The sequence below is a fragment of the Pseudomonas sp. LBUM1657 genome (genome assembly GCF_059716075.1).
Genome location: NZ_CP166799.1, coordinates 5463597 through 5490331, shown reverse-complemented (window position 1 = coordinate 5490331; position 26735 = coordinate 5463597). Strand labels below are relative to the sequence as shown.

Here is a 26735-nt window from a genome sequence, read left to right as displayed (position 1 = left end):
CTCTCGACGGTCTCAGTTCACAGCGGACGTCGCTTCGACATGACGCGGCAAGGTCACCCGGATACGGGTGCCGCGTTGGCTTTGTACATCAGCCGGGCTGTCGATGGTGATTTGTCCATAATGCTCTTCAACGATGGAATAGACCAGTGCAAGGCCCAGACCGGTGCCTTCGCCAGGATCCTTGGTGGTGAAGAAAGGTTCGAACAATCGATCCATGATGCTCGATGGAATACCGCTGCCTTCGTCTTCCACGATCAGATCGACCGTGTGTTCGCCGGCTTCGCTTTTGACCCGCACCGCACTTCCCGGAGGCGAGGCGTCGCGGGCGTTTGAGAGCAGGTTGATCAGTACTTGGGCAAGCCGCTGCGGATCGCCTTCGACCCAGTGATCGGGGTCGCACAAGTTGTAGAACTGCACTTCGAAATTGCGTCGGTTCAAAGCCAGCAGGCCGATCGCGTCCTGGGCCACTTCTGCCAGACAGACGGGCTCGTCGCTGTGTTGATGACTGCCGGCGTGGGCGAAACTCATCAGCGACTGAACGATGCGCGACACGCGTTTGGTCTGCTCAAGAATCTGCCCGCTGATTTCCTTCAGCTCACCATCGTCTTCACGCTCTTCGCGCAGGTTCTGCGCCAGGCACGCAATGCCGGTGATCGGGTTGCCGATTTCGTGGGCCACGCCCGCGGCCAGTCGACCGATGCTGGCCAGCCGCTCGGAGTGCACCAGTTTGTCTTCGAGCATTTGGGTTTCGGTCAAATCTTCCACCAACAACACCAGGCCGCTGTTACCCGGCGCGAGAGGCTCGTCGATCGCCGCTTTGTGCAGGTTCAGCCAGCGGGTCTGGCCGTCGAGGGCCAAGTGTTGTTTGTGCAAATGTTCATCCGGCAGATTGATGAAGCCTTGCAGCAGTGCTCTCCATGGATCGGCAATGGTGCTCAGGCGCGAACCGACCACGCGCTGTGCGGCGATTCCGGTCAGCTCCTCCATGGCTTTGTTCCACATGAGGATTTCCTGATCCTTGGCCAGCGAGCAGACGCCCATCGGTAACTCTTGCAAGGTCTGGCGGTGATAGCGGCGCAAGGCATCGAGTTCGGCAGCCAGCCCGGTCAGGCGCGAGTGGTAATCCTCGAGGCGGCTTTCGATGAAGTGGATGTCTTCGGTGACGTAGTTTTCGCCGCCGGCCTTGTAGGGCAGGAACGTCTCGACCATGTCCTGCGCCACGCTCGGCCCCATCAGGCCGGAGAGGTTGGCTTCGATACGGTCACGCAAACGGCGCAAGGCGTAAGGCCGGCGCTCATCGAAAGGCAGGTAGAGGTCGCGCAGGGCTTGCTCGACTTCTTTCTGTGCAGCCTTGGCGCCCAGTGGTTTTGCAAGCTGCGTGGCGAATTCCTGGGGCGAGGCGGCATGCAGTTCGCGCCGTTGCGGACGCCGCACGTTGTCCACGGCGCAGGCTTCGGCGGCGCTGGCCTCTTCGGAGCTGGCGTTGGTGAACAGCGAGATCAGGGTGAACATCAGCACGTTGGCGGCCAGCGACGCAATCGCTGCCATGTGCCAACTGGTGTCGTCCAGCACGTAGATCATGTTCAGCAGCGGAATGTAGAAACCCTGCAGATTGCCCACCAGCGGCAGCAGCATGGTCACCAGCCACACCAGAATCCCCGCCAGCAGACCGGCGATGAAGCCACGGCGGTTGGCGGTCGGCCAATACAGGACCGACAGGACGCCCGGCAGGAATTGCAGGGTGGCGACGAAAGCGACGATGCCCAGGTTCGCGAGGTCTTGCTCGGCGCCCAGCATCAGGTAGAAGCCGTAGCCCGCCATGATGATCGCGACGATCAGCGCCCGGCGCGTCCACTTCAGCCAGCGGTAGATGTTGCCTTCGGCCGGTGGCTGATAAAGCGGCAGCACCAGGTGGTTCAGGGCCATCCCGGACAGCGCCAGGGTGGTGACGATGATCAGCCCGCTGGCCGCCGACAACCCGCCGATATAGGCCAGTAACGCCAGCGCTTTGCTGTTGGCGGCGATGCCGATGCCGAGCGTGAAGTATTCCGGGTTGGTGGTGGCGCCGAGTTTCAGGCCCGCCCAGAGAATCAGCGGGACGGCCAGACTCATCAACAGCAGGAACAGCGGCAAGCCCCAGCTCGCACTGACCAGCGAGCGCGGGTTGAGGTTTTCGGTAAACGTCATGTGGTACATGTGCGGCATCACGATCGCCGAGGCGAAGAACACCAGCAGCAGCGTGCGCCACGGGCCTTCCTGCAGCGGCGTGTGCAGGGCGGCGAGGGCAGTCTGGTTTTGCAGCAGCCACAGTTCCAACTGTTGCGGACCGTCGAACACGCCATACAGGGCATACAGGCCTACGCCACCGATGGCGATCAGCTTGATCACCGACTCGAAGGCAATCGCGAACACCAGGCCTTCATGCTTCTCGCGAGTGGCGATGTGGCGGGAGCCGAAAAAAATCGTGAACAGCGTAATCAGCGCGCAGAAGCTCAGGGCCACGCGATGCTGTACCGGCTCACGGGTGAGGATGCCGATGGAGTCGGCGACCGCCTGAATCTGCAAGGCCAGCAACGGCAACACGCCAATCAGCATGAAGATCGTCGTCAGCGCGCCGGCCCAGGTGCTGCGAAAGCGGAACGCGAACAGGTCGGCCAGGGACGACAGCTGATAGGTGCGGGTGATCTTGAGGATCGGGTACAGCAACACCGGTGCCAGCAGAAACGCGCCGGACACCCCGAGGTAACTGGACAGAAAGCCGTAACCGTATTGATAGGCCAGGCCTACCGTGCCGTAAAACGCCCAGGCACTGGCATAGACCCCCAGCGATAGGGTGTACGTCAACGGGTGGCGAATGATCGCCCGGGGGATCATGCCCCGTTCGCTGACCCAGGCGACGCCGAACAGCACCGCCAGGTACGCGGCGCTGATCAGGATCATCTGGGTCAGGCTAAAGCTCATCGGCATCTTTTTGGCTCTGCAGGATGAAGGTCACGACGATCAGAATCAGCCAGAGCAGATAGGGGCGATACCAGGCGCCAGTAGCGTCGATCCACCAATCCATGATGGCCGGGGAAAACAGATAAATCCCCACTACCAGGAGCAGGACCAAGCGATAGATGTACATCCCGGCCTCTCTTTTTTATGCGCGTGCCCGAAAACGTGCGGCGATGGTAACGGATGGGGGCGCCACTGCAAGTGCGATCACCGCAGTTGCGCTTCGGGCAGGTTCAGTGTGCGCGGGATCAGCAACGCATCCCAGTGGGTAATGCCCCAGTTCAGCACTTCCCGTGGCGTGGCGTAAGCCAGTTCGGTGCCCGGGTTTTGCCCCAGTGCGCGCAATGCTCGCAACAGCAAAGGGGTCGCCTGATCTTCGGTCAGCGGCGGCGAACGATACGTCTTGCCGAGTTTATTGCCATCGGGCTGAGTGATCAGCGGGATGTGCAGGTAACGCGGTTGCGGCAGACCGAGCAGTTCTTGCAGGTAAAGCTGGCGCGGTGTGGAGTCGAGCAGGTCGGCACCGCGAACGATATCGGTGATGCCTTGCCAGGCATCGTCCAGCACCACCGCCAGTTGATAGGCGTAGAGGCCGTCGCGGCGGCGGATCACGAAATCGCCAACCTCGCGGCCCAGATGCTGACGAAACTCGCCTTGTACCCGGTCGACAAAGTGGTATTCCAGCTCGGGGACGCGCAGGCGAATCGCTGCGTCTTCGGTGCCATGGCCGGCATTGCGGCACAGGCCCGGATAAATGCCGTGATACGGCGCAAGTGTTTTGCGCGAGCAGGTGCAAGCGTAGGCCAGACCGTGGTTGAACAGGCGATTGAGAACTTCGGCATAGGCCTCGTGCCGCTCGCTCTGGCGGACCATCTCGCCATCCCACTCGAAACCGTAGCTTTCCAGGGCTTTGAGGATCGCGGCCTGGGCGCCGGGTTCTTCCCGTGGCGGGTCGAGATCCTCCATGCGCATCAGCCAGCGCCCACCCACCGAGCGGGCGTCGAGGTACGAGGCCAGTGCTGCGACCAGCGAACCGAAATGCAGATGGCCACTGGGCGTAGGGGCGAAACGTCCGATGTAGTTGGGGGAGGCGATGGCGGTCATGGTGGCAATATTACGTTGTCCGGGCGTGCGCAAGTCACCTGTGGGCGCGGGCTTGCTCGCGAAGGGGCCATCAGCGTCAACATTTATGTTGCCTGACCCACCGCTGTCGCGAGCAAGCCCGCTCCCACAAGGTTCGCTGTCGTGGTAAATATCAGAAACAAAAACGGAGCGTTCGCACGCTCCGTTCTTCTTTCAAGTCGAGATTACTTGCCGACTTGCTTTTCCTTGATTTCCGCCAGGGTCTTGCAGTCAACGCACATGTCGGCGGTAGGGCGGGCTTCCAGTCGCTTGACGCCGATTTCGACGCCGCAGGACTCGCACCAGCCATATTCTTCGTCTTCGATCAGCTGCAGGGTCTTGTCAATTTTCTTGATCAACTTGCGCTCGCGGTCGCGTGCACGCAGTTCGAGGCTGAACTCTTCTTCCTGGCTGGCACGATCTGCCGGGTCCGGGAAGTTGGCCGCTTCGTCCTTCATGTGATCAACAGTACGGTCGACTTCCTGCATCAAGTCCTGTTTCCACTTGTTCAGGATCTTGGTGAAGTGAGCGCGCATGGGCTTGCCCATGTATTCCTCGCCCTTCACTACTTTGTAGGGTTCGAAGCCGCTGATCGACTGGTTTTGCTGCTTTGCTTGGGTGGGCATGAAATGGACCGCCTCTACTCTTGTAATCCATCTGCGCAGGATTGCTCCATCACCGACACCTGCCGGCCCTGCGGCTGCAAGCGGGCGAACTTACCAGATCAAATCGGACCGCGCTACTCCCGGATGTCGAGGTAGTGGCCCAAGGGGCTTGCAAATGATTGCAAAGCCTTGTCTGGTGGCTCTGGAGACCTGATCAATAATTGATTTTAGTCAAACCTGGGGCGCACGCTCGAGTCGTTTACGGCCAGGGTCATAACGGCTCTGACCGCTTTAGGTTCTCGCTCGTTCCTGCGCTTGGGTAGAATCGATGTTTTTCCCCGTTGAAGGAAGGCTAATGGCTCAGTCCTACAGTGCCCGCAGTCGCGCTATCGAACCTTTCCATGTCATGGCGCTGCTGGCGCGGGCCAATGAATTGCAAGCCGCTGGCCACGATGTGATCCATCTGGAAATCGGCGAGCCGGACTTCACCACGGCCGAACCGATCATCCGGGCCGGTCAGGCCGCCCTGACGGCGGGGAAGACCCGTTACACCGCCGCGCGTGGCATTCCCGAACTGCGTGAGGCCATTTCGGGCTTTTATCAGCAGCGCTATGGCTTGAACATCGACCCGCAACGAATCCTCATCACTCCAGGTGGCTCCGGCGCGCTGCTGCTGGCCAGTGCCCTACTGGTGGACCCGGGCAAACATTGGCTGCTGGCGGACCCGGGTTACCCGTGCAACCGGCATTTCCTGAGGCTGGTGGAAGGCGCGGCGCAGCTTGTTCCGGTAGGTCCGGACGTGCGTTATCAGCTGACGCCGGACCTGGTGGCCCGCCATTGGGACCAGGACAGTGTCGGTGCCCTGGTGGCGTCGCCGGCCAATCCGACCGGGACGATTCTGACTCGGGATGAGCTGGCGGGCCTGTCCGTCGCCATTAAGGAGCGCCACGGCCATCTGGTGGTGGATGAGATCTATCACGGCCTGACGTACGGCACCGATGCAGCCAGCGTGCTGGAAGTCGACGACAGCGCCTTTGTATTGAATAGTTTTTCAAAGTATTTCGGCATGACCGGTTGGAGACTCGGCTGGCTGGTGGCCCCCGAGGCGGCGGTCGGTGAGCTGGAGAAGCTTGCCCAGAACCTTTACATCAGCGCTCCAAGCATGGCCCAGCACGCCGCGTTGGCCTGCTTTGAACCGGCGACCCTCAGCATTCTCGAAGAGCGCCGGGCGGAATTTGGTCGTCGGCGGGATTTCCTGCTGCCTGCGCTGCGGGAACTGGGGTTCGGTATCGCCGTGGAACCGGAAGGTGCGTTCTATTTATATGCCGATATCAGCGCATTCGGCGGTGATGCCTTCGCGTTCTGCCGGCATTTCCTCGAAACCGAGCACGTTGCGATCACTCCAGGCCTGGATTTCGGCCGTTATCAAGCCGGGCATCACGTGCGGTTTGCCTACACGCAAAATCTTGAGCGCTTGCAGGAAGCAGTCGAGCGAATCGCTCGTGGTTTGCGGAGCTGGCAAGGCTGATGCGTTTTCATCCTCCCCTCGAAGAAGGCCGTTTGATTCGTCGTTACAAGCGTTTTCTCGCCGATATCGAAACCGTTAGCGGCGAGTTACTCACCATTCACTGCCCAAACACTGGCTCGATGCTCAATTGTCAGGTCGAAGGTGGACAAGTCTGGTTCAGCCGCTCCAACGACCCCAAGCGCAAGTTGCCGGGGACCTGGGAAGTCGGCGAAACCCCGCAGGGACGCTTGTTTTGCGTGAACACCGGCCGGGCCAATGGCTTGATCGAAGAAGCACTGCGGGCCGGTTTGATCACTGAACTGAACGGTTTTACCGAGCTGAAACGCGAAGTGGCCTACGGCCAGGAAAGCAGTCGTATCGATTTCCGTCTCGATTACCCGAGCGGCCCGGCTTACGTGGAGGTGAAAAGTGTCACCCTGGGTTTCGATGGTTCGTCGGTGGCGGCGTTTCCCGACGCGGTCACCCAGCGCGGGGCCAAGCATTTGCGCGAATTGGCCCATCTGGCCCGGGACGGGATTCGTGCGGTGCAGTTGTATTGCGTAAATCTCACCGGCATCGACGCTGTGCGTCCTGCAAAAGAAATCGATTCGGCCTACACCGATGCATTGCATGAGGCGGTGGCTTGCGGGGTCGAGGTGCTGGCTTACGGTGTGCGGTTGACTCACGAGGAGATGGGGGTCGACCGGCGTCTGGAGGTGTTGCTCAACGGTTAAAGGCCGACCCAGATCCCTTGCTCGTCTTCGCGGCTGGCGACGCAGGTCAGGGATTGCCCGGCGCACGGGCCGGAGACGCACTCGCCGTCCTCGATCAGAAACAGCGCGCCGTGAGTCGCGCACTGGATCAGGCTGTTGCTGGGGTCGAGAAACTGGTCCGGCGTCCATTCCAGCCCGACGCCACGGTGCGGGCAGCGATTGATGTAGACGTAAACCTGGCCACCCCGGCGCACGGCAAAGAGCTTCTGGCCGTCGATGTCGAAACCGCGACTGCTAGCCTCGGCCAACTCCGCTCCCCCGCAAAGAAACTTCATGTCTATCCTCAAATATCGCCGTGCGTCGTAGGAAATGTCTGTACTTGACGTGCAAATGCAAACAATTATCAAATGACCGCCCACCCATGGGGGGCGTGTGGTCTGCCGAGGATACTTGGCCTGTGATGCCGACGCCCGGGGAAAACCTTAAAAGGAAGCTGTTTTATGCGCCTGAGTACCCGCGTTGCTGCGCTCTGTGTCGGACTTCTCGTTAGTCATTACGCCGCAGCGGCCGAGTTGCCACAACGTTGGGTCAGTGCCGGTGGCGCATTGTCGGAGTGGGTTAGCGCGCTGGGCGGTGAGTCGAAGCTGGTCGGTGTCGATACCACCAGTCAGCACCCTGAATCCCTCAAGGCGCTGCCGAGCATCGGCTATCAGCGGCAACTGTCGGCCGAGGGCGTCTTGAGCTTACGCCCGCAGATTCTGGTCGGCACCGAAGAAATGGGACCGCCGCCCGTGTTGTCACAGATTCGCAGTGCCGGTGTGCAAATCGAGTTGTTTTCGGCGCAGCCCGATCTGACGATGTTGCAGGGCAACCTGGAGCATCTGGGCAAATTGCTGGGCGCTGAAGACCGGGCGGCGCAATTGCTTCAGTCGTATCAACAGCAACTCGATGAACAGAAGGTCCGGGTCACTCGGGCGCAGTTGAAGGAAAAATCCCCGGGGGTGCTGCTGCTTGTAGGTAATTCGGGTGGCAAACCGCTCATCGCCGGCAAGGACACCACCGCCGATTGGTTAATCCAGAAGGCCGGCGGACACAACCTGGCGACGCACACCGGTTACAAACCATTTTCCAACGAATCCTTGATTAGCCTGGATCCACAAGTGCTGGTGTTCGCCGACCGAGCATTGACCGGCGAAAAGGCGCGTGCGGCGCTATTCAAGGAAAACCCGATCCTGTCATCGACCCGCGCAGCCAAGGACGGGCGAGTCATGGAACTGGACCCGACGCTGCTGGTGGGTGGATTGGGGCCACGGTTACCCGAGGCGCTGAAAAAATTGTCTGACGGTTTCTACCCCGGTATGGCCGGCCAATGACCATTCTGGTTAAACCCCGGGCGTTGTTCATTGGTCTGAGTGTGCTGTGTTTGTTGGCGATCTGGTTGTCATTGGCGCTTGGGCCGGTCAGCTTGCCGCTGCTCGATACCTTGTGCGCGGCGTTGCGCATGATCGGCGCGCCGATTGCGCCCGACGGGCTGGAACAGGCGGAATTGATCCTCGGGCAGATTCGCCTGCCGCGAACCTTGTTGGGTTTGGCGGTAGGGGGTGTGCTGGCGCTGTCGGGTGTGGCGATGCAGGGGTTGTTTCGAAATCCCCTGGCCGACCCGGGGTTGGTGGGTGTTTCCAGCGGCGCGGCATTGGGCGCGGCGATTGCGATTGTGGGCGGCTCGGTGTTCGGTGGTCTGCCTGAGTCTTTCGGACCGTATTTGTTATCGCTGTGCGCGTTTCTCGGCGGGCTCGGCGTGACGGCGCTGGTGTATCGATTGGGCCGGCGCAATGGCCAGACCAACGTCGCGACCATGTTGCTGGCCGGTATCGCCTTGACTGCGCTGGCGGGTTCGGCAGTGGGTTTATTCACCTATCTGGCCGATGACGCGACGTTGCGCACTCTGACGTTCTGGAACCTGGGCAGCCTCAATGGCGCCAGCTATTCGCGACTCTGGCCATTGCTGCTGATTACTGCCGGCGTGGCGCTGTGGCTGCCGCGCCGGGCCACGGCCTTGAATGCATTACTGCTGGGAGAATCGGAGGCCGGTCACCTGGGCATCGACGTCGAAAGACTGAAACGTGAACTGGTGTTCTGTACCGCGCTGGGTGTCGGTGCCGCAGTGGCCGCCGCGGGAATGATCGGGTTTGTCGGCCTTGTGGTCCCGCATCTGGTACGTCTTTTGGCAGGCCCTGATCATCGGGTGTTGTTGCCGGCCTCGGTGCTGGCGGGCGCCAGTCTCCTGTTGTTCGCCGATCTGGTGGCGCGACTGGCCCTGGCTCCGGCCGAGTTGCCCATCGGGATCGTCACGGCGTTCATTGGTGCGCCGTTCTTTCTGTATTTACTGCTCCGGGGACGTGCCTGATGTTGCGAACGCAAAATCTGCAAATCCGTCGGGGCCGCAAGATCGTCCTGACCGACATCACGCTTGAAATCAAACCGGGCGAAGTCCTTGGCGTGCTGGGACCTAACGGCGCGGGCAAAAGTACCTTGCTCGGCGCCTTGTGCGGCGAGTTGCAGGCAGATCACGGCAGCGTTTGGCTGGATGAGCATGCGTTGAGTCACTGGGCCGGAACACAGCGGGCCCAGCGTTTGGCAGTGTTGCCGCAGGTGTCGACCCTGGACTTCGCCTTTCGCGTCGAAGAAGTGGTCGGCATGGGCCGCTTGCCCTATCAGAGTGGCCGGGTCCGGGATGATGAAATTGTTGCTGCCGCGTTGCAGGCGGCCGATGCCGGACACCTGAGCGGGCGCAGTTATCTGGCCCTGTCCGGCGGTGAGCGTCAGCGAGTGCATCTGGCACGAGTGCTGGCGCAGCTCTGGCCGGGTGAGGCGGGACAAACGCTGTTGCTCGACGAGCCGACCTCGATGCTCGACCCGCTGCACCAGCACACCACCTTGCAAGCGGTGCGCGAGTTCGCCAATCGCGGCGCGGCGGTGTTGGTGATCTTGCATGATCTGAACCTGGCGGCGCGCTATTGTGATCGCCTGCTGCTGCTCGAAGGCGGGCGTCCCGTGGCGCTTGATACACCCGAGCACGTGTTGCGTCCGGAACCACTCAAGGCTGTGTTCGGGCTTGAAGTGCTGGTGCAGCAGCATCCGGAGCGTGGTCATCCGCTGATCATCGCCCGCTGAGTTTTTAATGGGGTGAGTGCATGCGTTTGATGGTGATTGTGGCGGCGGTGTTACTGAGTGCCTGCCAGCATGTTTCGGTGCCGCCACCGGTTGTTGGCGAGATTCGCGACTTGCGCAGCGGTGAGGTCCTGACAGCGCAGGAGTTGCTTGCACGCTTGGCTAAACCTGCGCGGCTGATCGTTGGCGAGCAGCATGACAATCGCGATCACCATGAACTGCAACTGTGGTTATTGCAGGCGCTGGGCGAGCGTCGGCCTCAGGGCAGTCTGCTGCTGGAAATGCTCACGCCGGATCAGCAGCCGCGCGTCGATGACGTTCGCCATGCCTCGCCGCCACCGACGGATTTACCCGGTGCTTTAGCCTGGCAGTCCGGTTGGGACTGGAACCTGTACGGCCCGATCGTACGTTTCGCCCTGACCCAGCCATACCCGCTGCTGGCCGCCAATCTGGACACGCTTGAAGTCCGTTCTTTCTACGCTAACCCACCGACATTGAGCGGTTATCGTTCCAATGCCACGCCGGTGAAGGATGAATTGCTGGCGCAAATCAGCGACTCTCATTGTGGGCTGCTGCCCAAATCGCAAATGCCGGCAATGCTTGCGGTCCAGCAGCAACGTGACCGTCGTATGGCGGAGCGCCTGCTGGCTGCACCCACTCCTTCATTGCTGTTTGCCGGTGCCTACCATGCACGAAAGGATGTCGGTGTGCCGATCCATGTGTTTGATCTGCGCGAACCCGAGGTGCCGACGGTGTTGATGCTGGCACAGCAGGGCAGTGACGTGACGTCGGCCATGGCCGATTACGCCTGGTACACGCCTGCCACCCCCGCGCCGGATTATTGCGAACAGATGCGCAAGCAGTTCGGCAAGTAACCAGTCAGGTAGATCGCGCGACTTTTCCACAGGCAAAAAAAGACCCGGCAAGAGCCGGGTCAAATAACCGTGATTAGCCTGATGAGGAGATATCTGAGAGTCCGAACCAAGGGCTTTTCAAATATCGACCAGTCTCGCGACCAGTTGTGATAATCATAGCGATTCTCATTACCATGTCAACCGCTGATTCTTCATTTATTTAAATCCAGCCGTCCAATCTCTGGAAAATCCCCGTGATCATTGGGTTATAGCCTGTGCTTTTGACTGGGTTCAACGACGTGATTCTGCTTGATTCGCTGTGACGGCTGCACCCATTCAATTCTTGTGGCGGGAAGAAATAGCGTCCAGCTGTTTGTTCAAGGCTTCCTTGCGCTCGGCAGGAATGTCGTTCCAGTGCACGTCCATCAGGGCGCCTTCGATCGCATACAACAACACCTTGGAGGCCCGAAACCCGCGCGTGCGCACGGCCCGATAAGCATCCACCGCCCCCAGGCGACGCAAGTCCGAGGCGCTGTGAATGCCTACGGCATGCAGCCACTGTGCCGACGTCTTGCCAAGATTCTTCAGGTGTTGCAGTTCATCATTCATCAAGCCTCCTTGCGACAGCCGAACGGTGCGTGGGCGAGCCTCTGAGGAGTGTAGCCATCAGTAGGAAAAGCGTGATTGTTTGGTCGGTTTCGACGCAAATGCTTCTAAGAGGCAAGGTCTTGAAGCTGCGTGAAAGTTCGCGAATGCGGTAGGAAGAAAGGGCGGAGGAGTCAGGTTTTTCAGGCAATTATGCCCAGAGTCCAGCGCAAAGCGGGGGCGCCGGACTTGTCAGCTAAAGGTCGTTTTTAGCGGGTGCGATAACGCAGGCGTGTACCGAAATTCATCGACATCAGTATCTCGTCGGCACTCAGCTCTGGCGGAAAATAGGCACCGGAGATCTGCGCGTGGGCGAGACTCGCGCCTTCCAGAGAGGCGTTGCTGAAGTCGATGCCACGCAAGTCGGCAGAGCGGAAATAGGCGTTGCTGAAGTCGACGCCGTCGGCGTTCAGTTCGCGCAGGTCCAGGCCTCGGAAATCACCACCGACCATGTCGATAGGTCCGTCTTTGGGGCGCTCGTTGTTGAAGCCTGCGATGTCGTCTTTGTGCAGCAAGGCATAAAGCGGGGTGTCGAGAAGTTTCGGCTGGCTCATGTCAGATCACCTGTTGGTTTTATGACGCCAGTATAGTGCCACTATTTGACAGCCGTGAAGCCGGCGAAGGCTTCACGGTTGAAATACTTTTTACAGTCCTGGCAGGCGTTGGCGAATCTGCGCAACAACCGTGTCGAGCGTCCCGCTTTCATTAGTCTGGACGCGTTTGCTGCAGAGGATTTCTTCTGGCGTTAGCGCTTCACGACTGGCGTGCTGCGCTTCAATTATGATCAGGGTAGCGTCGGACGGATCCTTTTTGTCTGCCTGACGCAGGGCCAGCCAGCTCTCGATCACCGCTTGCGGCGCATTGCAATCAAGGATCAGGAACGGTGCACCGGTGGCTTCGGCGATTTTCGCCGCGCCGTCGCGCTGGCCGCGCTTGAGATAAGTCGCATCGATCACCACCGGGAAGCCGGCATGCAGGATGATGGCGGCAATTTCATGTAGGCGGGTGTAAGTCGCGGCGCTGGCGTCGGCACTATAGATGCCTGCTTGCGGGTCATTCGCTACGGTTTGCTCGCCGAACAGACGTTTGCGTTCTACATCGGAGCGCAGGCGAATGGCACCCAATGCTTCCACCAGACGCATGGCCACGTGGCTCTTGCCGACGGCGGAAACACCGTGGGTGATGGCCAGGAACCGCGAAGGAATCGTGCTGTAGCTTTCCGCCAGATTGGCGTAGTTGCGGTACTGGCGCAGGGTAGTGGCGCGCTGCACCGGGTCGGCCTCGGCCGGCATGCTGAACAGGCTGACCTTGGCGCGTACCAGTGCGCGGTAGGCTTTATAGAAGTTCAGCAGCTCCAGGCCCTGGTAATCGCCGGTCAGTTCCAGGTACTGGCTGATGAAACGACGCGCCAGGCTCTTGAGGCCACGGTCTTCCAGGTCCATCGCCAGGAAACCGGTATCGGCGTAAACGTCGGTGAAGCGGAACGGTTCGTTGAACTCGATGCAGTCGAAGATCACGACCTTGCCGTCGATCACGGTGGCGTTGCCCAGGTGAATGTCACCGTGGCATTCGCGGATGAAACCTTCGGCCTTGCGCTGGGCGAACAGCGGCTTGAGGCGTTCGAAGCTGCTTTCGGCCCAGGCTTGCAGCGCATCGAGTTGCAGCAGGTCGGCCTTGTCATTGAGGAACGGGCGGATCTGTTCGAAATTCTGCCGCACTGGCGCCATGACGCTGTCCGGGGTGCCGGCTTCATGTTCGGCGGGCACTTTCGGCGCAGTGAGATGGAATTGCGCGATCTGCGCGGCCATCTCGTCGATGTGCGCGGTGGTCAATTCGCCGTTGGCCTGCAGTGTGCTGAGCAACTGGCTCTGTGGGAATTGGCGCATTTTCAGCGCGAAATCGACCACTGGACCATCGCCGCCCAGTTGCGGTGCTTCGGCGCTGCCAGTGATCGGCAACACTTCCAGATACAAATCGTTGGTCAGACGCTGGTTCAGACGCAGCTCTTCAGCGCAGAAATGCTCGCGAGCGTCGAGGCTGGTGAAGTCGAGGAAGCCGAAGTTCACCGGTTTCTTCAATTTATAAGCGAAGGGACCCGTGAGGATGACCCAGGAGATATGGGTCTCGATGACCTGGAACCCGTCTACGGGATGCGGGTAGAGGGCCGGGTTTTGCAGGGCAGCGATCAGGGACTGGCTCACAGGCGATCCTTCAGAGTCTGGGAAAATTTCAAGGCCGCCATTATGGCCGCAAGTCCGCCTGACGCAAACCTCGGAGGGCTCCTGTTGAGTATGAATAAAGTGCGTATAATCCGCCGCCATGACTCGTACTCGATCCCCCCGTACCCCAAAAAAACCACCTTCCAAGGGCCTGAGCCCCTGGCTGGGCTGGGCCCTTAAACTCAGTCTGGTCGGCCTCGTGGTGCTCGCCGGATTCGCGGTTTACCTCGACGCTGTGGTCCAGGAGAAGTTCTCCGGCAAGCGCTGGACCATACCGGCCAAGGTGTATGCGCGCCCGCTTGAGCTGTTTACCGGCCAGAAGTTAAGCAAGGAAGACTTCCTCACCGAGCTCGATGCCTTGGGCTACCGACGAGAAGCCGTGAGCAATGGACCCGGCGCGGCAGCGGTCAGCGGCAATACCGTCGACTTGAACACCCGTGGATTCCAGTTCTATGAGGGCCTGGAGAAACCTCAGCCTGTGCGCGTGCGGTTCTCCGGCGACTACGTGGCCGAACTGTCGGCGACGAACGGTTCGAAGCTGTCTGTGGTGCGTCTTGAGCCGTTGCTGATCGGCGGGATTTACCCGAAAAACCTCGAAGATCGCATTCTGATCAAGATCGATCAGGTCCCGCCGTATCTGCTGGAAACGCTGGTTGCCGTGGAGGACCGGGATTTCTATAGCCACTGGGGCGTATCGCCCAAGTCGATTGCCCGCGCCGTCTACGTCAATACCTCTGGCGGCAGGATGACCCAGGGCGGCAGTACGCTGACCCAACAGTTGGTCAAGAATTTCTACTTGACCAGCGAACGCAGCTTGAGCCGTAAACTCACCGAAGCCATGATGGCGATGTTGCTTGAGCTGCATTACGACAAACGAGAAATTCTTGAGGCGTACCTCAATGAAGTGTTTGTCGGTCAGGATGGCCAGCGCGCGGTGCACGGCTTCGGCTTGGCAAGCCAGTTTTTCTTCGGGCAGCCGTTGTCCGAACTGAAACTTCATCAAGTCGCAATGCTGGTGGGCATGGTGAAGGGGCCGTCCTATTACAACCCGCGTCGCAACCCTGAGCGGGCGCTTGAGCGGCGCAATCTCGTGCTCGATGTACTTGAGCAGCAAGGTGTTGCCACCGCCGAGCAGGTCGCTGCCGCGAAAAAAATGCCACTGGGTGTGACCACTCGCGGCAAGCTGGCGGACAGCTCGTTCCCTGGCTTCCTCGACCTGGTTAAACGTCAACTGCGTGAAGATTATCGCGACGAAGATTTGACCGAGGAAGGTCTGCGGATCTTCACCAGCTTCGACCCGATCCTGCAGATGAAAGCGGAAGCGTCGGTCAACGACACCTTTAAACGCCTGGCCGGGCGCAAGGGCTCCGATGAAGTCGAAGCAGCCATGGTCGTGACCAACCCGGAAACCGGTGAAGTCCAGGCCATGATCGGCAGTCGTCAGGCGAGTTTTGCCGGCTTCAACCGCGCACTGGATGCGGTACGTCCGATCGGTTCGTTGATCAAACCGGCGGTTTATCTGACCGCTCTGGAGAAGCCGAGCCAGTACACCTTGACCAGTTGGCTGTCAGACGACTCCTTCTCGGTCAAAGGCGCGGACGGTCAGGTCTGGAAACCGCAGAACTACGATCGCCGCTCCCACGGCACGGTTTTCCTATATCAGGGGCTGGCACATTCCTACAACCTGTCGACCGCGCGTCTCGGGTTGGCGGTGGGCGTTCCGAATGTTCTGAAGACACTGGCGCGCCTGGGCGTGAGTCGCGAGTTCCCGGCGTTCCCGTCGATGTTGCTGGGTGCCGGCGGTTTGACCCCGATCGAAGTGGCGACCATGTACCAGACCCTGGCCAACGGTGGTTTCAATACACCGATGCGCGGGATCCGCAGCGTTCTGACTGGCGACGGCGAGCCGCTCAAGCGTTATCCGTTCCAGATTCAGCAGCGTTTCGATCCGGCGTCCATTTACCTGATCCAGAGCGCCATGCAGCGAGTCATGCGTGAAGGCACCGGCAGTTCGGTTTATAACGTGTTGCCCAAGACCCTGACGCTGGCCGGCAAGACCGGTACCAGTAACGATTCGCGGGATAGCTGGTTCGCCGGTTTCAGTCAGGACTTGCTGGCGGTGGTCTGGCTGGGACGCGATGACAACGGCAAGACACCGTTCACCGGTGCCACTGGTGCGTTGCAGGTCTGGACCAGTTTCATGCGCAAGGCCGACCCGTTGCCGCTGGACATGCCGCAGCCGGATAACATTGTTCAGGCGTGGGTCGACTCGCGCACCGGGCAAGGCTCTGATGTCAACTGCCCAGGCGCCGTGCAGATGCCGTATATTCGCGGCAGCGAACCGCCTCCCGGTGCCGCGTGCGGTGGCGACAGCCCTGTTTCCGGCGAAACGGTGATGGATTGGGTCAAAGGCTGGATGAATTAAGCAAAGAGGGTTTCAAGTGAACAAGTGGTTGATTCCAGCGGTTACCGCCGTGGCTTTGCTCAGCGGTTGCTCTTCCGTGCAGCGAGGGTCGATTCCGGTTGTGGATTCCGGCAGCGCCGTCTCCAACAGTGAGCGGGTTCAGGCGAATGGCGGGTACCGTCAGACGACGGTACAGCGTCCTGCGCAGGGCCAGACTCAGGCGATTCCGCAAGGCGATACCGGCGTCGTAGTGATGGTGCCAGGTGCGGGCGCAGTGTCGTCGGCCCCGATCAGCACTTCGCCGATTACTCCAGGTCCGATTACCCCGGGGCCGATCGACACCTCGCCGGTTCAGTCGGCGCCGGTCAATCAGGGTAGCTACAGCATGCCATCGACGCCGAGTGGGATTCCTCCCGCCAGCTCCGGTGGACTGTCTGCCGACGAACAACTGGACGGTCCGGTACTGGCGCTGCTGACCACTGCTCAGCAGCAGCAGGCCAGCGGCGATCTCAATGGTGCATCCTCCAGTCTCGAGCGTGCCCAGCGCGTCGCGCCGCGTGAGCCACAAGTTCTTTATCGTCTGGCTCAGGTGCGCATGGCTCAAGGCGATGCAGCACAAGCCGAGCAATTCGCTCGTCGTGGTCTGACGTTCGCCAATGGTCGTCCGGCGCTTCAGGCAAGCCTGTGGGAATTGATTGCCCAGGCGCGTGAGAAGCAGGGCGATTCCGCTGGCGCTGCTCTGGCCCGTCAGAAGGCCAAGGTTACGCTGTGATGGATGCGCGATTTCCGAAGATTGCCGAGCAGTTGCTGCTGATCGAGCGGGAACTGCGTGTTCAGGGGTGGTGGGATGACGTCTCTCCCTCCGCTGAAGCACTTTCCAGTGTCGAGCCATTCTCGGTCGATACACTGGATTTCGAGCAGTGGCTGCAATGGATCTTCCTGCCGCGCATGAAAACGATATTGGAGCAGGATCTGCCCTTGCCAAATGCGTCGGGAATTCAGGAGATGGCCGAAATGGTCTTCGCCGCACGGAATGTCCAGGGCAAGGATCGACAATTGCAGGTTTTGCTCAAAGAGTTCGACCTGCTGATCACCGCCTCTCGCTGAGTCGTAAACTGCCAGTGTCTACTGGCAGTTTTCCGCAATCTGTTTCTGTGCTTCGGTGGTGCGTTCCTGACGTTGCTGGTCTGTCAGGCGACGCATCTCACCGTCGACATCTTCCCGTAGTCGCGGATTGTTTTGCAGTTGAGCCAGGTTCGTTCGAGCCTGATCGCAGAACACCTTCAGCTCAGCCTGTTGCTCGGCGACCTGCTTTTTCACTGTTTTGTCGATGGCCTGTTGATCGCCAATGGCACTGCTGCGCGCCGGCGTGGCTGGTTTGCCGACGGACGGAGAGGGCGTCACCACGGTGGTGGCCTGCTGACCCTGAGGCGGCTGGGCATCGAAATGGGTCACGCCCTGGGCATCGACCCACTTGTAGATCTGCGCCGCCATGCACACAGGGCTCAGGGTGATCAGCAGGCTGGCGGTAAAGAAGAGCGTACGCATGCCATTTCCTTGTCATAAGTTGCGCAATTGAAGCTAACACACTTGCGGTTTACAGGTTTTTTCTTGCGTTCTCATGTGCTTAGTTCGAATAAAGCACATTGACGACTTGACTTGCGGAGGACGAAACAGAAGAATCCAAAGTCCGCTGTAGAGGGACTGCCAGAAGCAGACCCACTCAGCAGATCATGAGGCGCACATCCGCGCCGACCTGTTACACCCGCAACGCGTTACCTCGCGCTGGGTGGGAAAGGCCCGCAACACTTGGGACGATCCCAATACTTGCTCAGTCAGTGCTGACGTAGTCGGCGACCACCGTCGCTCATGCTCTGCTGAGAAGTAAACCTATTAAGACCCGTCCCCTTTTATGTGGGCGGTATTCTGGCGTTTTAGAGGTGAGCAACGTGGAGCTTTTATCTGGCGGTGAGATGCTCGTCCGCTTTTTGCGTGACGAAGGCGTCAAATATATCTACGGGTACCCGGGTGGTGCTCTTCTTCATGTCTACGATGCCCTGTTCAAAGAGCCGGAAGTGACCCACATCCTGGTTCGTCACGAGCAGGCTGCGACCCATATGGCTGACGGCTATGCCCGTGCTACCGGTAAAGCCGGTGTGGTACTGGTGACCTCCGGTCCGGGCGCAACCAACGCCATCACCGGTATTGCCACGGCCTACATGGACTCCATTCCGATGGTGATCATTTCCGGCCAGGTGCCTAGCACCATGGTAGGTACCGATGCGTTCCAGGAAACCGACATGATCGGTATCTCCCGGCCGATCGTGAAGCACAGCTTCATGATCAAGCACGCGTCGGAAATCCCGGAAGTCATGAAGAAAGCCTTCTACCTAGCGCAATCCGGTCGTCCTGGTCCGGTCGTTGTCGATATTCCGAAAGACATGACCAACCCGGCCGAGAAGTTCGAATACATCTTCCCGAAAAAAGCCAAGCTGCGCTCCTACAGCCCGGCTGTTCGCGGTCACTCCGGGCAAATCCGCAAGGCGGCAGAAATGCTCCTGGCGGCCAAGCGTCCTGTGCTTTATGCAGGCGGCGGTGTGATTCTCGGTGGTGGCTCCGCGCCGCTGACCGAACTGGCGAAAATGCTCAACCTGCCCGTGACCAATACCCTGATGGGGTTGGGTGCCTACCCTGGCACCGACCGTCAGTTCATCGGCATGCTCGGTATGCACGGCAGCTACACCGCCAACCTGGCCATGCACCATGCCGATGTGATCCTCGCTGTCGGCGCTCGTTTCGACGACCGCGTGATCAACGGCCCGGCCAAGTTCTGCCCGAATGCCAAGATCATTCACATCGACATCGACCCGGCTTCGATCTCCAAGACCATCAAGGCAGACGTGCCGATCGTTGGCCCGGTCGAGAGCGTCCTGACCGAAATGGTCGCGATCCTCAAGGAAATCGGCGAGACCCCGAACAAAGAGTCTGTTGCCAGTTGGTGGAAGCAAGTTGATGAGTGGCGCGGTGACCGCGGCCTGTTCCCTTATGACAAGGGCGACGGCAGCATCATCAAGCCGCAGACCGTGATCGAAACCCTGTGCGAAGTGACCAAGGGCGATGCCTTTGTGACCTCCGACGTGGGCCAGCACCAGATGTTCGCCGCGCAGTACTACAAGTTCAACAAGCCGAACCGCTGGATCAACTCCGGTGGCCTGGGCACCATGGGCTTCGGTTTCCCGGCGGCCATGGGTATCAAGCTGAGCTTTCCGGATGATGACGTCGCCTGCGTAACGGGCGAGGGCAGCATCCAGATGAACATTCAGGAACTGTCGACCTGCCTGCAATACGGTTTGCCGGTAAAAATCGTCATCCTGAACAACGGCGTGCTGGGTATGGTTCGCCAGTGGCAGGACATGAGTTACGGCAGCCGTCACTCGCACTCCTACATGGAATCGCTGCCTGACTTCGTCAAACTGGCAGAAGCCTACGGTCACGTCGGCGTGCGCATCACCGACTCGAAGGATTTGAAGTCGAAGATGGAAGAGGCGTTCGCCATGAAAGATCGCCTGGTAGTGATCGACATTTCGGTTGATACCAGCGAGCACGTCTATCCGATGCAGATCAAAGACGGCTCCATGCGCGATATGTGGCTGAGCAAGACGGAGCGTACTTAATCATGCGGCACATTATTTCCTTGCTTCTGGAAAACGAACCGGGCGCTCTGTCTCGTGTAGTCGGCCTGTTCTCGCAGCGCAACTACAACATCGAAAGCCTGACCGTGGCGCCAACGGAAGACCCGACCCTGTCGCGTCTGACGCTGACCACGGTTGGTCACGATGAAGTCATCGAGCAGATCACCAAGAACCTGAACAAGCTGATCGAAGTGGTCAAATTGGTCGACCTGTCGGAGAGTGCTCACATCGAGCGCGAACTGATGCTGGTCAAGGTCAAGGCTACCGGCGCCCAGCGCGCCGAGATCAAGCGCACTACCGATATTTACCGTGGGCAGATCGTCGATGTCAGCGCAAGCGTGTATACCGTTCAACTGACCGGTACCAGCGACAAGCTCGACAGCTTCATTCAGTCCATTGGCACCGCCTCGATTCTGGAAACCGTCCGTAGCGGCGTGACCGGCATTGCTCGCGGCGACAAAGTACTCAGCATCTAAACCAAATTAGCGAATGGCCTGAACGGCCTGGATATATAGGGGAATTTCATGAAAGTTTATTACGAAAAAGACTGCGACCTGTCGATCATCCAGGGCAAGAAAGTTGCCATCATCGGTTACGGTTCCCAGGGCCACGCTCAAGCGTGCAACCTGAAAGACTCCGGCGTTGACGTTACCGTTGGCCTGCGTAAAGGTTCGGCGACTGTTGCCAAAGCCGAAGCTCACGGCCTGAAAGTGACCGACGTTGCTTCCGCTGTAGCCGCTGCCGACCTGGTCATGATCCTGACCCCGGACGAGTTCCAGTCTGCCCTGTACAAAAACGAAATCGAGCCGAACATCAAGAAGGGCGCCACCCTGGCCTTCTCCCACGGCTTCGCGATCCACTACAACCAGGTTGTTCCGCGCGCTGACCTCGACGTGATCATGATCGCGCCGAAAGCACCGGGCCACACCGTGCGCTCCGAGTTCGTCAAAGGCGGCGGTATCCCTGACCTGATCGCTATCTACCAAGATGCTTCGGGCAACGCCAAAAACGTTGCACTGTCCTACGCCGCTGGCGTTGGTGGCGGTCGTACCGGCATCATCGAAACCACCTTCAAGGACGAGACCGAAACCGACCTGTTCGGCGAGCAAGCCGTTCTGTGCGGCGGTACCGTTGAACTGGTCAAAGCCGGTTTCGAAACCCTGGTTGAAGCTGGCTACGCGCCGGAAATGGCCTACTTCGAGTGCCTGCACGAACTGAAACTGATCGTTGACCTCATGTACGAAGGCGGTATCGCCAACATGAACTACTCGATCTCCAACAACGCTGAGTACGGTGAGTACGTGACAGGTCCGGAAGTTATCAACGCCGAGTCCCGTCAGGCCATGCGCAACGCCCTGAAACGTATTCAGGACGGCGAATACGCCAAGATGTTCATCAGCGAAGGCGCTACCGGCTATCCTTCGATGACCGCCAAGCGTCGTAACAACGCCGCTCACGGTATCGAGATCATCGGCGAGCAACTGCGCTCCATGATGCCGTGGATCGGTGCCAACAAGATCGTCGACAAAGCTAAAAACTAAGTCGCGCACTTGTACGAAAAACGCGGCCTAGGCCGCGTTTTTTCGTTTGGGAGGCCGGTTCTGGTATAAAGCTGCATCGTTTGCGGTCGAACCGTCGTCCCAGGCACCTGTCGAAACTTTCCACCCCGTTGCAAGGTAATGTCCATGAGCGAACGTCCCGAAGAGCCAAACCAGGCTTCTGACGCCGAAAGCCTGCTGCCCATCGATGAACACATCGAGGAGGGGCATGACGCTGAAGGTCGTAAAGTCCGGCATCGTGGTATCTATCTTCTGCCGAATCTGTTCACCACTGCGAACCTGTTCGCAGGGTTTTATTCCATCATCAGTTCGATGAGCGCCCAGAGTGCATTGAGCGCCGGCGATTCGATCGGAGCGAGCAAGTATTTTGCGTTTGCCGCGATCGCTATTTTCGTCGCCATGGTGCTCGACGGCCTCGATGGTCGCGTTGCCCGGATGACCAATACCCAGAGCGCCTTCGGTGCCGAATACGACTCACTGTCGGACATGGTCGCCTTCGGTGTTGCGCCGGCGCTATTGGCGTTTGGCTGGGCCTTGGGCGACATGGGCAAGGTCGGCTGGATGGTTGCCTTCATTTATGTGGCGGGAGCGGCGCTGCGTCTGGCGCGCTTCAACACTCAGGTCGGCACCGCGGACAAGCGCTATTTCATCGGTCTGGCCAGCCCTGCTGCCGCAGGTGTGGTCGCGGGTATTGTCTGGGCGTTCAGCGATTACGGCATCCAGGGTTCCAAGATGTCCTTCCTGGTTGCGTTGATGGTTGCGGCCGCCGGCATGCTGATGGTCAGTAACATCAAGTACAACAGCTTCAAGGAGCTGGACTTGAAAGGGCGCGTACCTTTCGTGGCGATTCTCGCTGTGGTGTTGGTGTTTGCCGTGGTATTCAGTGATCCACCGCGCATCTTGCTGCTGGTTTTCCTCGCTTATGCGGCGTCTGGCCCGGTGCAGTATCTGCTGCGTCTTCGTCGGCACAAGAGCGCCGAGTGACGTAATTTCCCTCATACTCCGCAGTCTATTGGTGCATCTGTCCTCCAATGCTGCGGAGTTGCCATGCTGATCAAAGTGTCCAAAGCGTCCGACTGCCGTGAGTCGGACGTCACGCCTGAATCCATCTATCTTTCTCGACGCAATGTGCTCGGTGCCGCGGTTACCGGTTTGGCCTTGAGCAGTTTGCCGCGCTGGGCTTCTGCCGACGATGCTTCGCGCTATGCCGATGTCGAGCCTGGCAAGGCGCCATCCTGGTTTGCCGAAAAGCTACCTTCTACAAAGTGGGGTGCGGTCAACGTCAGGGATGAAGCGATCACACCATTTAAAGATGCGACCCATTACAACAACTTCTATGAGTTTGGCACCGATAAAGGTGATCCGGCCGCCAACGCTGGTGCGCTGAAAACCGAACCGTGGAATGTGGTCGTGGACGGGGAGGTGGGTAAGCCTGGGCGATATGCGCTGGAAGACTTCATGAAGCCGTATCAGTTGGAAGAGCGCATCTACCGTCTGCGCTGTGTGGAAGCCTGGTCGATGGTCATTCCATGGATCGGCTTTCCCATTTCTGCGTTGTTCAAGCAGGTCGAGCCGACTTCCAAAGCCAAATTCATTCGCTTCGAAACCCTGCAGGATCCCAAGACCATGCCAGGGCAGCGTTCCGGTTTTGCCTTGATCGACTGGCCGTATGTAGAAGGGTTGCGTCTGGATGAAGCGATGAATCCATTGGCGATTCTTGCTGTGGGCATGTATGGGCGTGAATTGCCCAATCAGAACGGCGCGCCTCTGCGTCTGGTGGTGCCTTGGAAATACGGCTTCAAGAGCATCAAATCCATCGTGCGGATCAGTTTGGTCAGCGAGCAGCCGAAAACTACCTGGCAGAGCATTGCCGCGGATGAGTATGGCTTCTATGCGAACGTGAATCCGACGGTCGATCACCCGCGCTGGACTCAGGCCCGCGAGCGGCGTTTGCCGAGTGGTCTGTTCAAGCCCAATGTGCGTGACACACAAATGTTCAACGGCTATTCGGACGAAGTCGCTTCTTTATATGAAGGGCTCGATCTGCGGAAGAACTACTGATGCGATATCCATTCTGGCGTATTGGTGTCTTTATCGCTGCGGCGGTCTGGCCTTTGCTTTGGTTGTATCAGGCTTGGGAGGATGTGCTGGGACCTGATCCGGGCAAGGTGCTGGTTGACCGGCTGGGGTTGGGGACGCTTGTTCTGCTGCTCATTACGTTAAGCATGACGCCTCTGCAGAGGCTTACCGGTTGGGCGGGGTGGGTTGCGGTCCGGCGACAACTGGGTTTGTGGTGTTTTGCTTATGTGGTTCTGCACATGAGTGGCTATACGGCGTTCATTCTTGGCTTTGATTGGTCGCAGTTCGGTGTTGAGTTGCGTAAGCGGCCATACATTATTGTCGGAGCACTGGGGTTCCTGTGTCTGTTGGCGCTGGCGGTGACTTCAAATCGATATAGTCAGCGGCGGTTGGGCTCTCGCTGGAAGAAGTTGCATCGGCTCGCCTATGTGGTTCTCGGGCTTGGACTGCTTCATATGTTGTGGATCGTTCGCGCCGATTTAAAGGAGTGGGCTGTCTATGCCTCTATAGGTGCGTTGCTATTAGTGCTGCGATTGCCGCCTGTAACCCGTCGAATCCCCCGTTTGATAACGAAAAAGAGGCCTTCTGCAAGAAAGGTGTAATTAACGGTTGACGGCAGATTCTGGGCGTCTATAATTCGCCCCACTTCCGGCGCAGTCGAAACGGAAAACTCCTTGGTAAACAAAGAGTTACGCAGTTTTCGACAGCGAGTTGCTTCAGGTCATCGAAGCCTGGAAGGAGTTGAAAGAGCAGGGTTGTGTGGCTCTTTTGACGGTTCGATCTTCTCGGTCGACAGCGGTGAAAAAGAGGTGTTGACAGCAGCGAGTAACGCTGTAGAATTCGCCTCCCGCTAACGAGAGATCGAAAGCGCAAGTGGTTGAAGTTGCAGAGGAAACTTTGAAAACTTCGGAAAATAACCGCTTGACAGCAACAGAGGCTGCTGTAGAATGCGCGCCTCGGTTGAGACGAAAGATCTTAACCAACCGCTCTTTAACAACTGAATCAAGCAATTCGTGTGGGTGCTTGTGGAGTCAGACTGATAGTCAACAAGATTATCAGCATCACAAGTTACTCCGCGAGAAATCAAAGATGTAACCAACGATTGCTGAGCCAAGTTTAGGTTTTCTTAAAAACCCAAAGATGTTTGAACTGAAGAGTTTGATCATGGCTCAGATTGAACGCTGGCGGCAGGCCTAACACATGCAAGTCGAGCGGCAGCACGGGTACTTGTACCTGGTGGCGAGCGGCGGACGGGTGAGTAATGCCTAGGAATCTGCCTGGTAGTGGGGGATAACGCTCGGAAACGGACGCTAATACCGCATACGTCCTACGGGAGAAAGCAGGGGACCTTCGGGCCTTGCGCTATCAGATGAGCCTAGGTCGGATTAGCTAGTTGGTGAGGTAATGGCTCACCAAGGCGACGATCCGTAACTGGTCTGAGAGGATGATCAGTCACACTGGAACTGAGACACGGTCCAGACTCCTACGGGAGGCAGCAGTGGGGAATATTGGACAATGGGCGAAAGCCTGATCCAGCCATGCCGCGTGTGTGAAGAAGGTCTTCGGATTGTAAAGCACTTTAAGTTGGGAGGAAGGGCAGTTACCTAATACGTATCTGTTTTGACGTTACCGACAGAATAAGCACCGGCTAACTCTGTGCCAGCAGCCGCGGTAATACAGAGGGTGCAAGCGTTAATCGGAATTACTGGGCGTAAAGCGCGCGTAGGTGGTTCGTTAAGTTGGATGTGAAATCCCCGGGCTCAACCTGGGAACTGCATTCAAAACTGTCGAGCTAGAGTATGGTAGAGGGTGGTGGAATTTCCTGTGTAGCGGTGAAATGCGTAGATATAGGAAGGAACACCAGTGGCGAAGGCGACCACCTGGACTGATACTGACACTGAGGTGCGAAAGCGTGGGGAGCAAACAGGATTAGATACCCTGGTAGTCCACGCCGTAAACGATGTCAACTAGCCGTTGGGAGCCTTGAGCTCTTAGTGGCGCAGCTAACGCATTAAGTTGACCGCCTGGGGAGTACGGCCGCAAGGTTAAAACTCAAATGAATTGACGGGGGCCCGCACAAGCGGTGGAGCATGTGGTTTAATTCGAAGCAACGCGAAGAACCTTACCAGGCCTTGACATCCAATGAACTTTCCAGAGATGGATTGGTGCCTTCGGGAACATTGAGACAGGTGCTGCATGGCTGTCGTCAGCTCGTGTCGTGAGATGTTGGGTTAAGTCCCGTAACGAGCGCAACCCTTGTCCTTAGTTACCAGCACGTAATGGTGGGCACTCTAAGGAGACTGCCGGTGACAAACCGGAGGAAGGTGGGGATGACGTCAAGTCATCATGGCCCTTACGGCCTGGGCTACACACGTGCTACAATGGTCGGTACAGAGGGTTGCCAAGCCGCGAGGTGGAGCTAATCCCACAAAACCGATCGTAGTCCGGATCGCAGTCTGCAACTCGACTGCGTGAAGTCGGAATCGCTAGTAATCGCGAATCAGAATGTCGCGGTGAATACGTTCCCGGGCCTTGTACACACCGCCCGTCACACCATGGGAGTGGGTTGCACCAGAAGTAGCTAGTCTAACCTTCGGGGGGACGGTTACCACGGTGTGATTCATGACTGGGGTGAAGTCGTAACAAGGTAGCCGTAGGGGAACCTGCGGCTGGATCACCTCCTTAATCGACGACATCAGCTGCTCCATAAGTTCCCACACGAATTGCTTGATTCATTGAAGAAGACGATAAGAAGCAGCCCGAAATTGGGTCTGTAGCTCAGTTGGTTAGAGCGCACCCCTGATAAGGGTGAGGTCGGCAGTTCGAATCTGCCCAGACCCACCAATTTTGTGTGGGAAACGCCTGTAGAAATACGGGGCCATAGCTCAGCTGGGAGAGCGCCTGCCTTGCACGCAGGAGGTCAACGGTTCGATCCCGTTTGGCTCCACCACTAACTGCTTCTGACACGTAGAGCTTAGAAATGAGCATTTCCTTCGAGTGAAGGTTAAATGTTGATTTCTAGTCTTTGATTAGATCGTTCTTTAAAAATTTGGGTATGTGATAGAAAGATAGACTGAACGTTACTTTCACTGGTAACGGATCAGGCTAAGGTAAAATTTGTGAGTTTAATCGCGAATTTTCGGCGAATGTCGTCTTCACAGTATAACC

The 26735-nt window shown here is 58.4% G+C and carries 24 protein-coding genes, 2 tRNA genes and 1 rRNA gene; 18 read left to right on the top strand and 9 right to left on the bottom strand.

What is annotated here, in order from left to right; genetic code table 11:
• Window positions 1-12: 12 nt before the first annotated feature.
• The 4 genes from ACA055_RS25375 to dksA all read right to left on the bottom strand — a co-directional run bounded on the left by ACA055_RS25375 (window position 13) and on the right by dksA (window position 4745).
• The gene (locus tag ACA055_RS25375) at window positions 13-2967 is read right to left on the bottom strand and encodes a sensor histidine kinase (protein WP_497681101.1); all 2955 of its coding nucleotides are present in this window, start codon (window positions 2965-2967) and stop codon (window positions 13-15) included.
• A complete protein-coding gene (locus ACA055_RS25370; RefSeq protein ID WP_003176118.1) occupies window positions 2951-3127 on the bottom strand; it encodes a hypothetical protein in 177 nt (58 codons plus the stop codon). Before ACA055_RS25370 ends, ACA055_RS25375 begins: the two co-directional genes overlap by 17 nt.
• A 77-nt stretch (window positions 3128-3204) precedes the next feature.
• A complete protein-coding gene (gene gluQRS, locus ACA055_RS25365; RefSeq protein WP_497681100.1) occupies window positions 3205-4101 on the bottom strand; it encodes a tRNA glutamyl-Q(34) synthetase GluQRS in 897 nt (298 codons plus the stop codon).
• Window positions 4102-4304: 203 nt separating this feature from the next.
• Window positions 4305-4745: an RNA polymerase-binding protein DksA gene (dksA, locus tag ACA055_RS25360; protein ID WP_497681099.1), complete on the bottom strand. Its 441-nt coding sequence runs from the start codon at window positions 4743-4745 to the stop codon at window positions 4305-4307.
• Window positions 4746-5079: 334 nt separating this feature from the next.
• On the opposite strand from dksA, the gene ACA055_RS25355 reads away from it, so the two are divergent.
• Both ACA055_RS25355 and sfsA read left to right on the top strand, forming a co-directional pair.
• On the top strand, window positions 5080-6252 hold the full coding sequence (locus ACA055_RS25355; protein WP_497681098.1) for a pyridoxal phosphate-dependent aminotransferase: 1173 nt from the start codon (window positions 5080-5082) through the stop codon (window positions 6250-6252).
• Window positions 6252-6965 carry a DNA/RNA nuclease SfsA gene (sfsA, locus tag ACA055_RS25350; protein ID WP_497681097.1) on the top strand — a complete coding sequence of 238 codons (714 nt, stop codon included), beginning with the start codon at window positions 6252-6254 and terminating at the stop codon, window positions 6963-6965. Before ACA055_RS25355 ends, sfsA begins: the two co-directional genes overlap by 1 nt.
• Here sfsA and ACA055_RS25345 read toward each other — a convergent pair.
• A complete protein-coding gene (locus tag ACA055_RS25345; protein WP_497681096.1) occupies window positions 6962-7279 on the bottom strand; it encodes a Rieske (2Fe-2S) protein in 318 nt (105 codons plus the stop codon). The genes sfsA and ACA055_RS25345 overlap by 4 nt on opposite strands.
• Before the next feature lie 165 nt (window positions 7280-7444).
• Here ACA055_RS25345 and ACA055_RS25340 point away from each other — a divergent pair, with 165 nt between their 5' ends.
• From ACA055_RS25340 to ACA055_RS25325, 4 genes are read left to right on the top strand one after another with little or no spacing between them, the layout of a single operon-like run.
• The gene (locus ACA055_RS25340) at window positions 7445-8317 is read left to right on the top strand and encodes a heme/hemin ABC transporter substrate-binding protein (RefSeq protein WP_497681095.1); all 873 of its coding nucleotides are present in this window, start codon (window positions 7445-7447) and stop codon (window positions 8315-8317) included.
• Window positions 8318-8367: 50 nt separating this feature from the next.
• Entirely contained in the window at window positions 8368-9351 is a 984-nt protein-coding gene (locus tag ACA055_RS25335) for a FecCD family ABC transporter permease (RefSeq protein ID WP_497684488.1), read from the top strand.
• On the top strand, window positions 9351-10118 hold the full coding sequence (locus ACA055_RS25330; RefSeq protein WP_497681094.1) for a heme ABC transporter ATP-binding protein: 768 nt from the start codon (window positions 9351-9353) through the stop codon (window positions 10116-10118). Before ACA055_RS25335 ends, ACA055_RS25330 begins: the two co-directional genes overlap by 1 nt.
• A 20-nt stretch (window positions 10119-10138) precedes the next feature.
• Window positions 10139-10990 carry a ChaN family lipoprotein gene (locus tag ACA055_RS25325; protein ID WP_497681093.1) on the top strand — a complete coding sequence of 284 codons (852 nt, stop codon included), beginning with the start codon at window positions 10139-10141 and terminating at the stop codon, window positions 10988-10990.
• A 315-nt stretch (window positions 10991-11305) separates the two neighbouring features.
• Here the strand turns inward: ACA055_RS25325 and ACA055_RS25320 are convergent, their stop codons facing one another.
• The 3 genes from ACA055_RS25320 to ACA055_RS25310 all read right to left on the bottom strand — a co-directional run bounded on the left by ACA055_RS25320 (window position 11306) and on the right by ACA055_RS25310 (window position 13815).
• Window positions 11306-11578, bottom strand: coding sequence for a TfoX/Sxy family protein (locus ACA055_RS25320; protein WP_009050884.1), 273 nt, complete (start codon window positions 11576-11578; stop codon window positions 11306-11308).
• Between the two features lie 245 nt (window positions 11579-11823).
• Window positions 11824-12168: a pentapeptide repeat-containing protein gene (locus ACA055_RS25315; protein ID WP_497681092.1), complete on the bottom strand. Its 345-nt coding sequence runs from the start codon at window positions 12166-12168 to the stop codon at window positions 11824-11826.
• A gap of 90 nt (window positions 12169-12258) precedes the next feature.
• Complete coding sequence (locus ACA055_RS25310) at window positions 12259-13815, bottom strand: bifunctional aminoglycoside phosphotransferase/ATP-binding protein (RefSeq protein WP_497681091.1); 1557 nt, start codon at window positions 13813-13815, stop codon at window positions 12259-12261.
• Window positions 13816-13933: 118 nt separating this feature from the next.
• Between ACA055_RS25310 and mrcB the strand changes: the two genes are divergently transcribed.
• The 3 genes from mrcB to ACA055_RS25295 are packed head-to-tail and all read left to right on the top strand — an operon-like array spanning window position 13934 to window position 17344.
• Entirely contained in the window at window positions 13934-16258 is a 2325-nt protein-coding gene (gene mrcB / locus ACA055_RS25305) for a penicillin-binding protein 1B (protein WP_497681090.1), read from the top strand.
• A gap of 16 nt (window positions 16259-16274) precedes the next feature.
• Window positions 16275-17009 carry a tetratricopeptide repeat protein gene (locus ACA055_RS25300; RefSeq protein WP_497681089.1) on the top strand — a complete coding sequence of 245 codons (735 nt, stop codon included), beginning with the start codon at window positions 16275-16277 and terminating at the stop codon, window positions 17007-17009.
• Entirely contained in the window at window positions 17009-17344 is a 336-nt protein-coding gene (locus tag ACA055_RS25295; RefSeq protein WP_462007497.1) for a YqcC family protein, read from the top strand. Before ACA055_RS25300 ends, ACA055_RS25295 begins: the two co-directional genes overlap by 1 nt.
• 18 nt (window positions 17345-17362) lie before the next feature.
• Here ACA055_RS25295 and ACA055_RS25290 read toward each other — a convergent pair whose 3' ends face one another.
• A complete protein-coding gene (locus ACA055_RS25290; RefSeq protein ID WP_497681088.1) occupies window positions 17363-17785 on the bottom strand; it encodes a DUF4124 domain-containing protein in 423 nt (140 codons plus the stop codon).
• Between the two features lie 401 nt (window positions 17786-18186).
• On the opposite strand from ACA055_RS25290, the gene ACA055_RS25285 reads away from it, so the two are divergent.
• From ACA055_RS25285 to ACA055_RS25245, 9 genes are all read left to right on the top strand, one after another.
• Complete coding sequence (locus ACA055_RS25285; RefSeq protein ID WP_497681087.1) at window positions 18187-19911, top strand: acetolactate synthase 3 large subunit; 1725 nt, start codon at window positions 18187-18189, stop codon at window positions 19909-19911.
• Between the two features lie 2 nt (window positions 19912-19913).
• Complete coding sequence (ilvN, locus tag ACA055_RS25280) at window positions 19914-20405, top strand: acetolactate synthase small subunit (RefSeq protein ID WP_003176102.1); 492 nt, start codon at window positions 19914-19916, stop codon at window positions 20403-20405.
• A gap of 48 nt (window positions 20406-20453) precedes the next feature.
• The gene (gene ilvC, locus ACA055_RS25275) at window positions 20454-21470 is read left to right on the top strand and encodes a ketol-acid reductoisomerase (RefSeq protein ID WP_007948647.1); all 1017 of its coding nucleotides are present in this window, start codon (window positions 20454-20456) and stop codon (window positions 21468-21470) included.
• A 144-nt stretch (window positions 21471-21614) separates the two neighbouring features.
• Window positions 21615-22472 carry a CDP-diacylglycerol--serine O-phosphatidyltransferase gene (gene pssA / locus ACA055_RS25270; protein ID WP_497681086.1) on the top strand — a complete coding sequence of 286 codons (858 nt, stop codon included), beginning with the start codon at window positions 21615-21617 and terminating at the stop codon, window positions 22470-22472.
• Window positions 22473-22535: 63 nt separating this feature from the next.
• Entirely contained in the window at window positions 22536-23549 is a 1014-nt protein-coding gene (gene msrP / locus ACA055_RS25265) for a protein-methionine-sulfoxide reductase catalytic subunit MsrP (RefSeq protein ID WP_497681085.1), read from the top strand.
• Window positions 23549-24169 carry a protein-methionine-sulfoxide reductase heme-binding subunit MsrQ gene (msrQ, locus tag ACA055_RS25260; protein ID WP_497681084.1) on the top strand — a complete coding sequence of 207 codons (621 nt, stop codon included), beginning with the start codon at window positions 23549-23551 and terminating at the stop codon, window positions 24167-24169. The genes msrP and msrQ overlap by 1 nt, the downstream gene beginning before the upstream one ends.
• A gap of 544 nt (window positions 24170-24713) precedes the next feature.
• Window positions 24714-26252 (top strand): 16S ribosomal RNA (locus ACA055_RS25255).
• An 82-nt stretch (window positions 26253-26334) separates the two neighbouring features.
• Window positions 26335-26411 (top strand) — tRNA-Ile (locus ACA055_RS25250).
• 30 nt (window positions 26412-26441) lie between these two features.
• Window positions 26442-26517 (top strand) — tRNA-Ala (locus ACA055_RS25245).
• Window positions 26518-26735 lie beyond the last annotated feature (218 nt).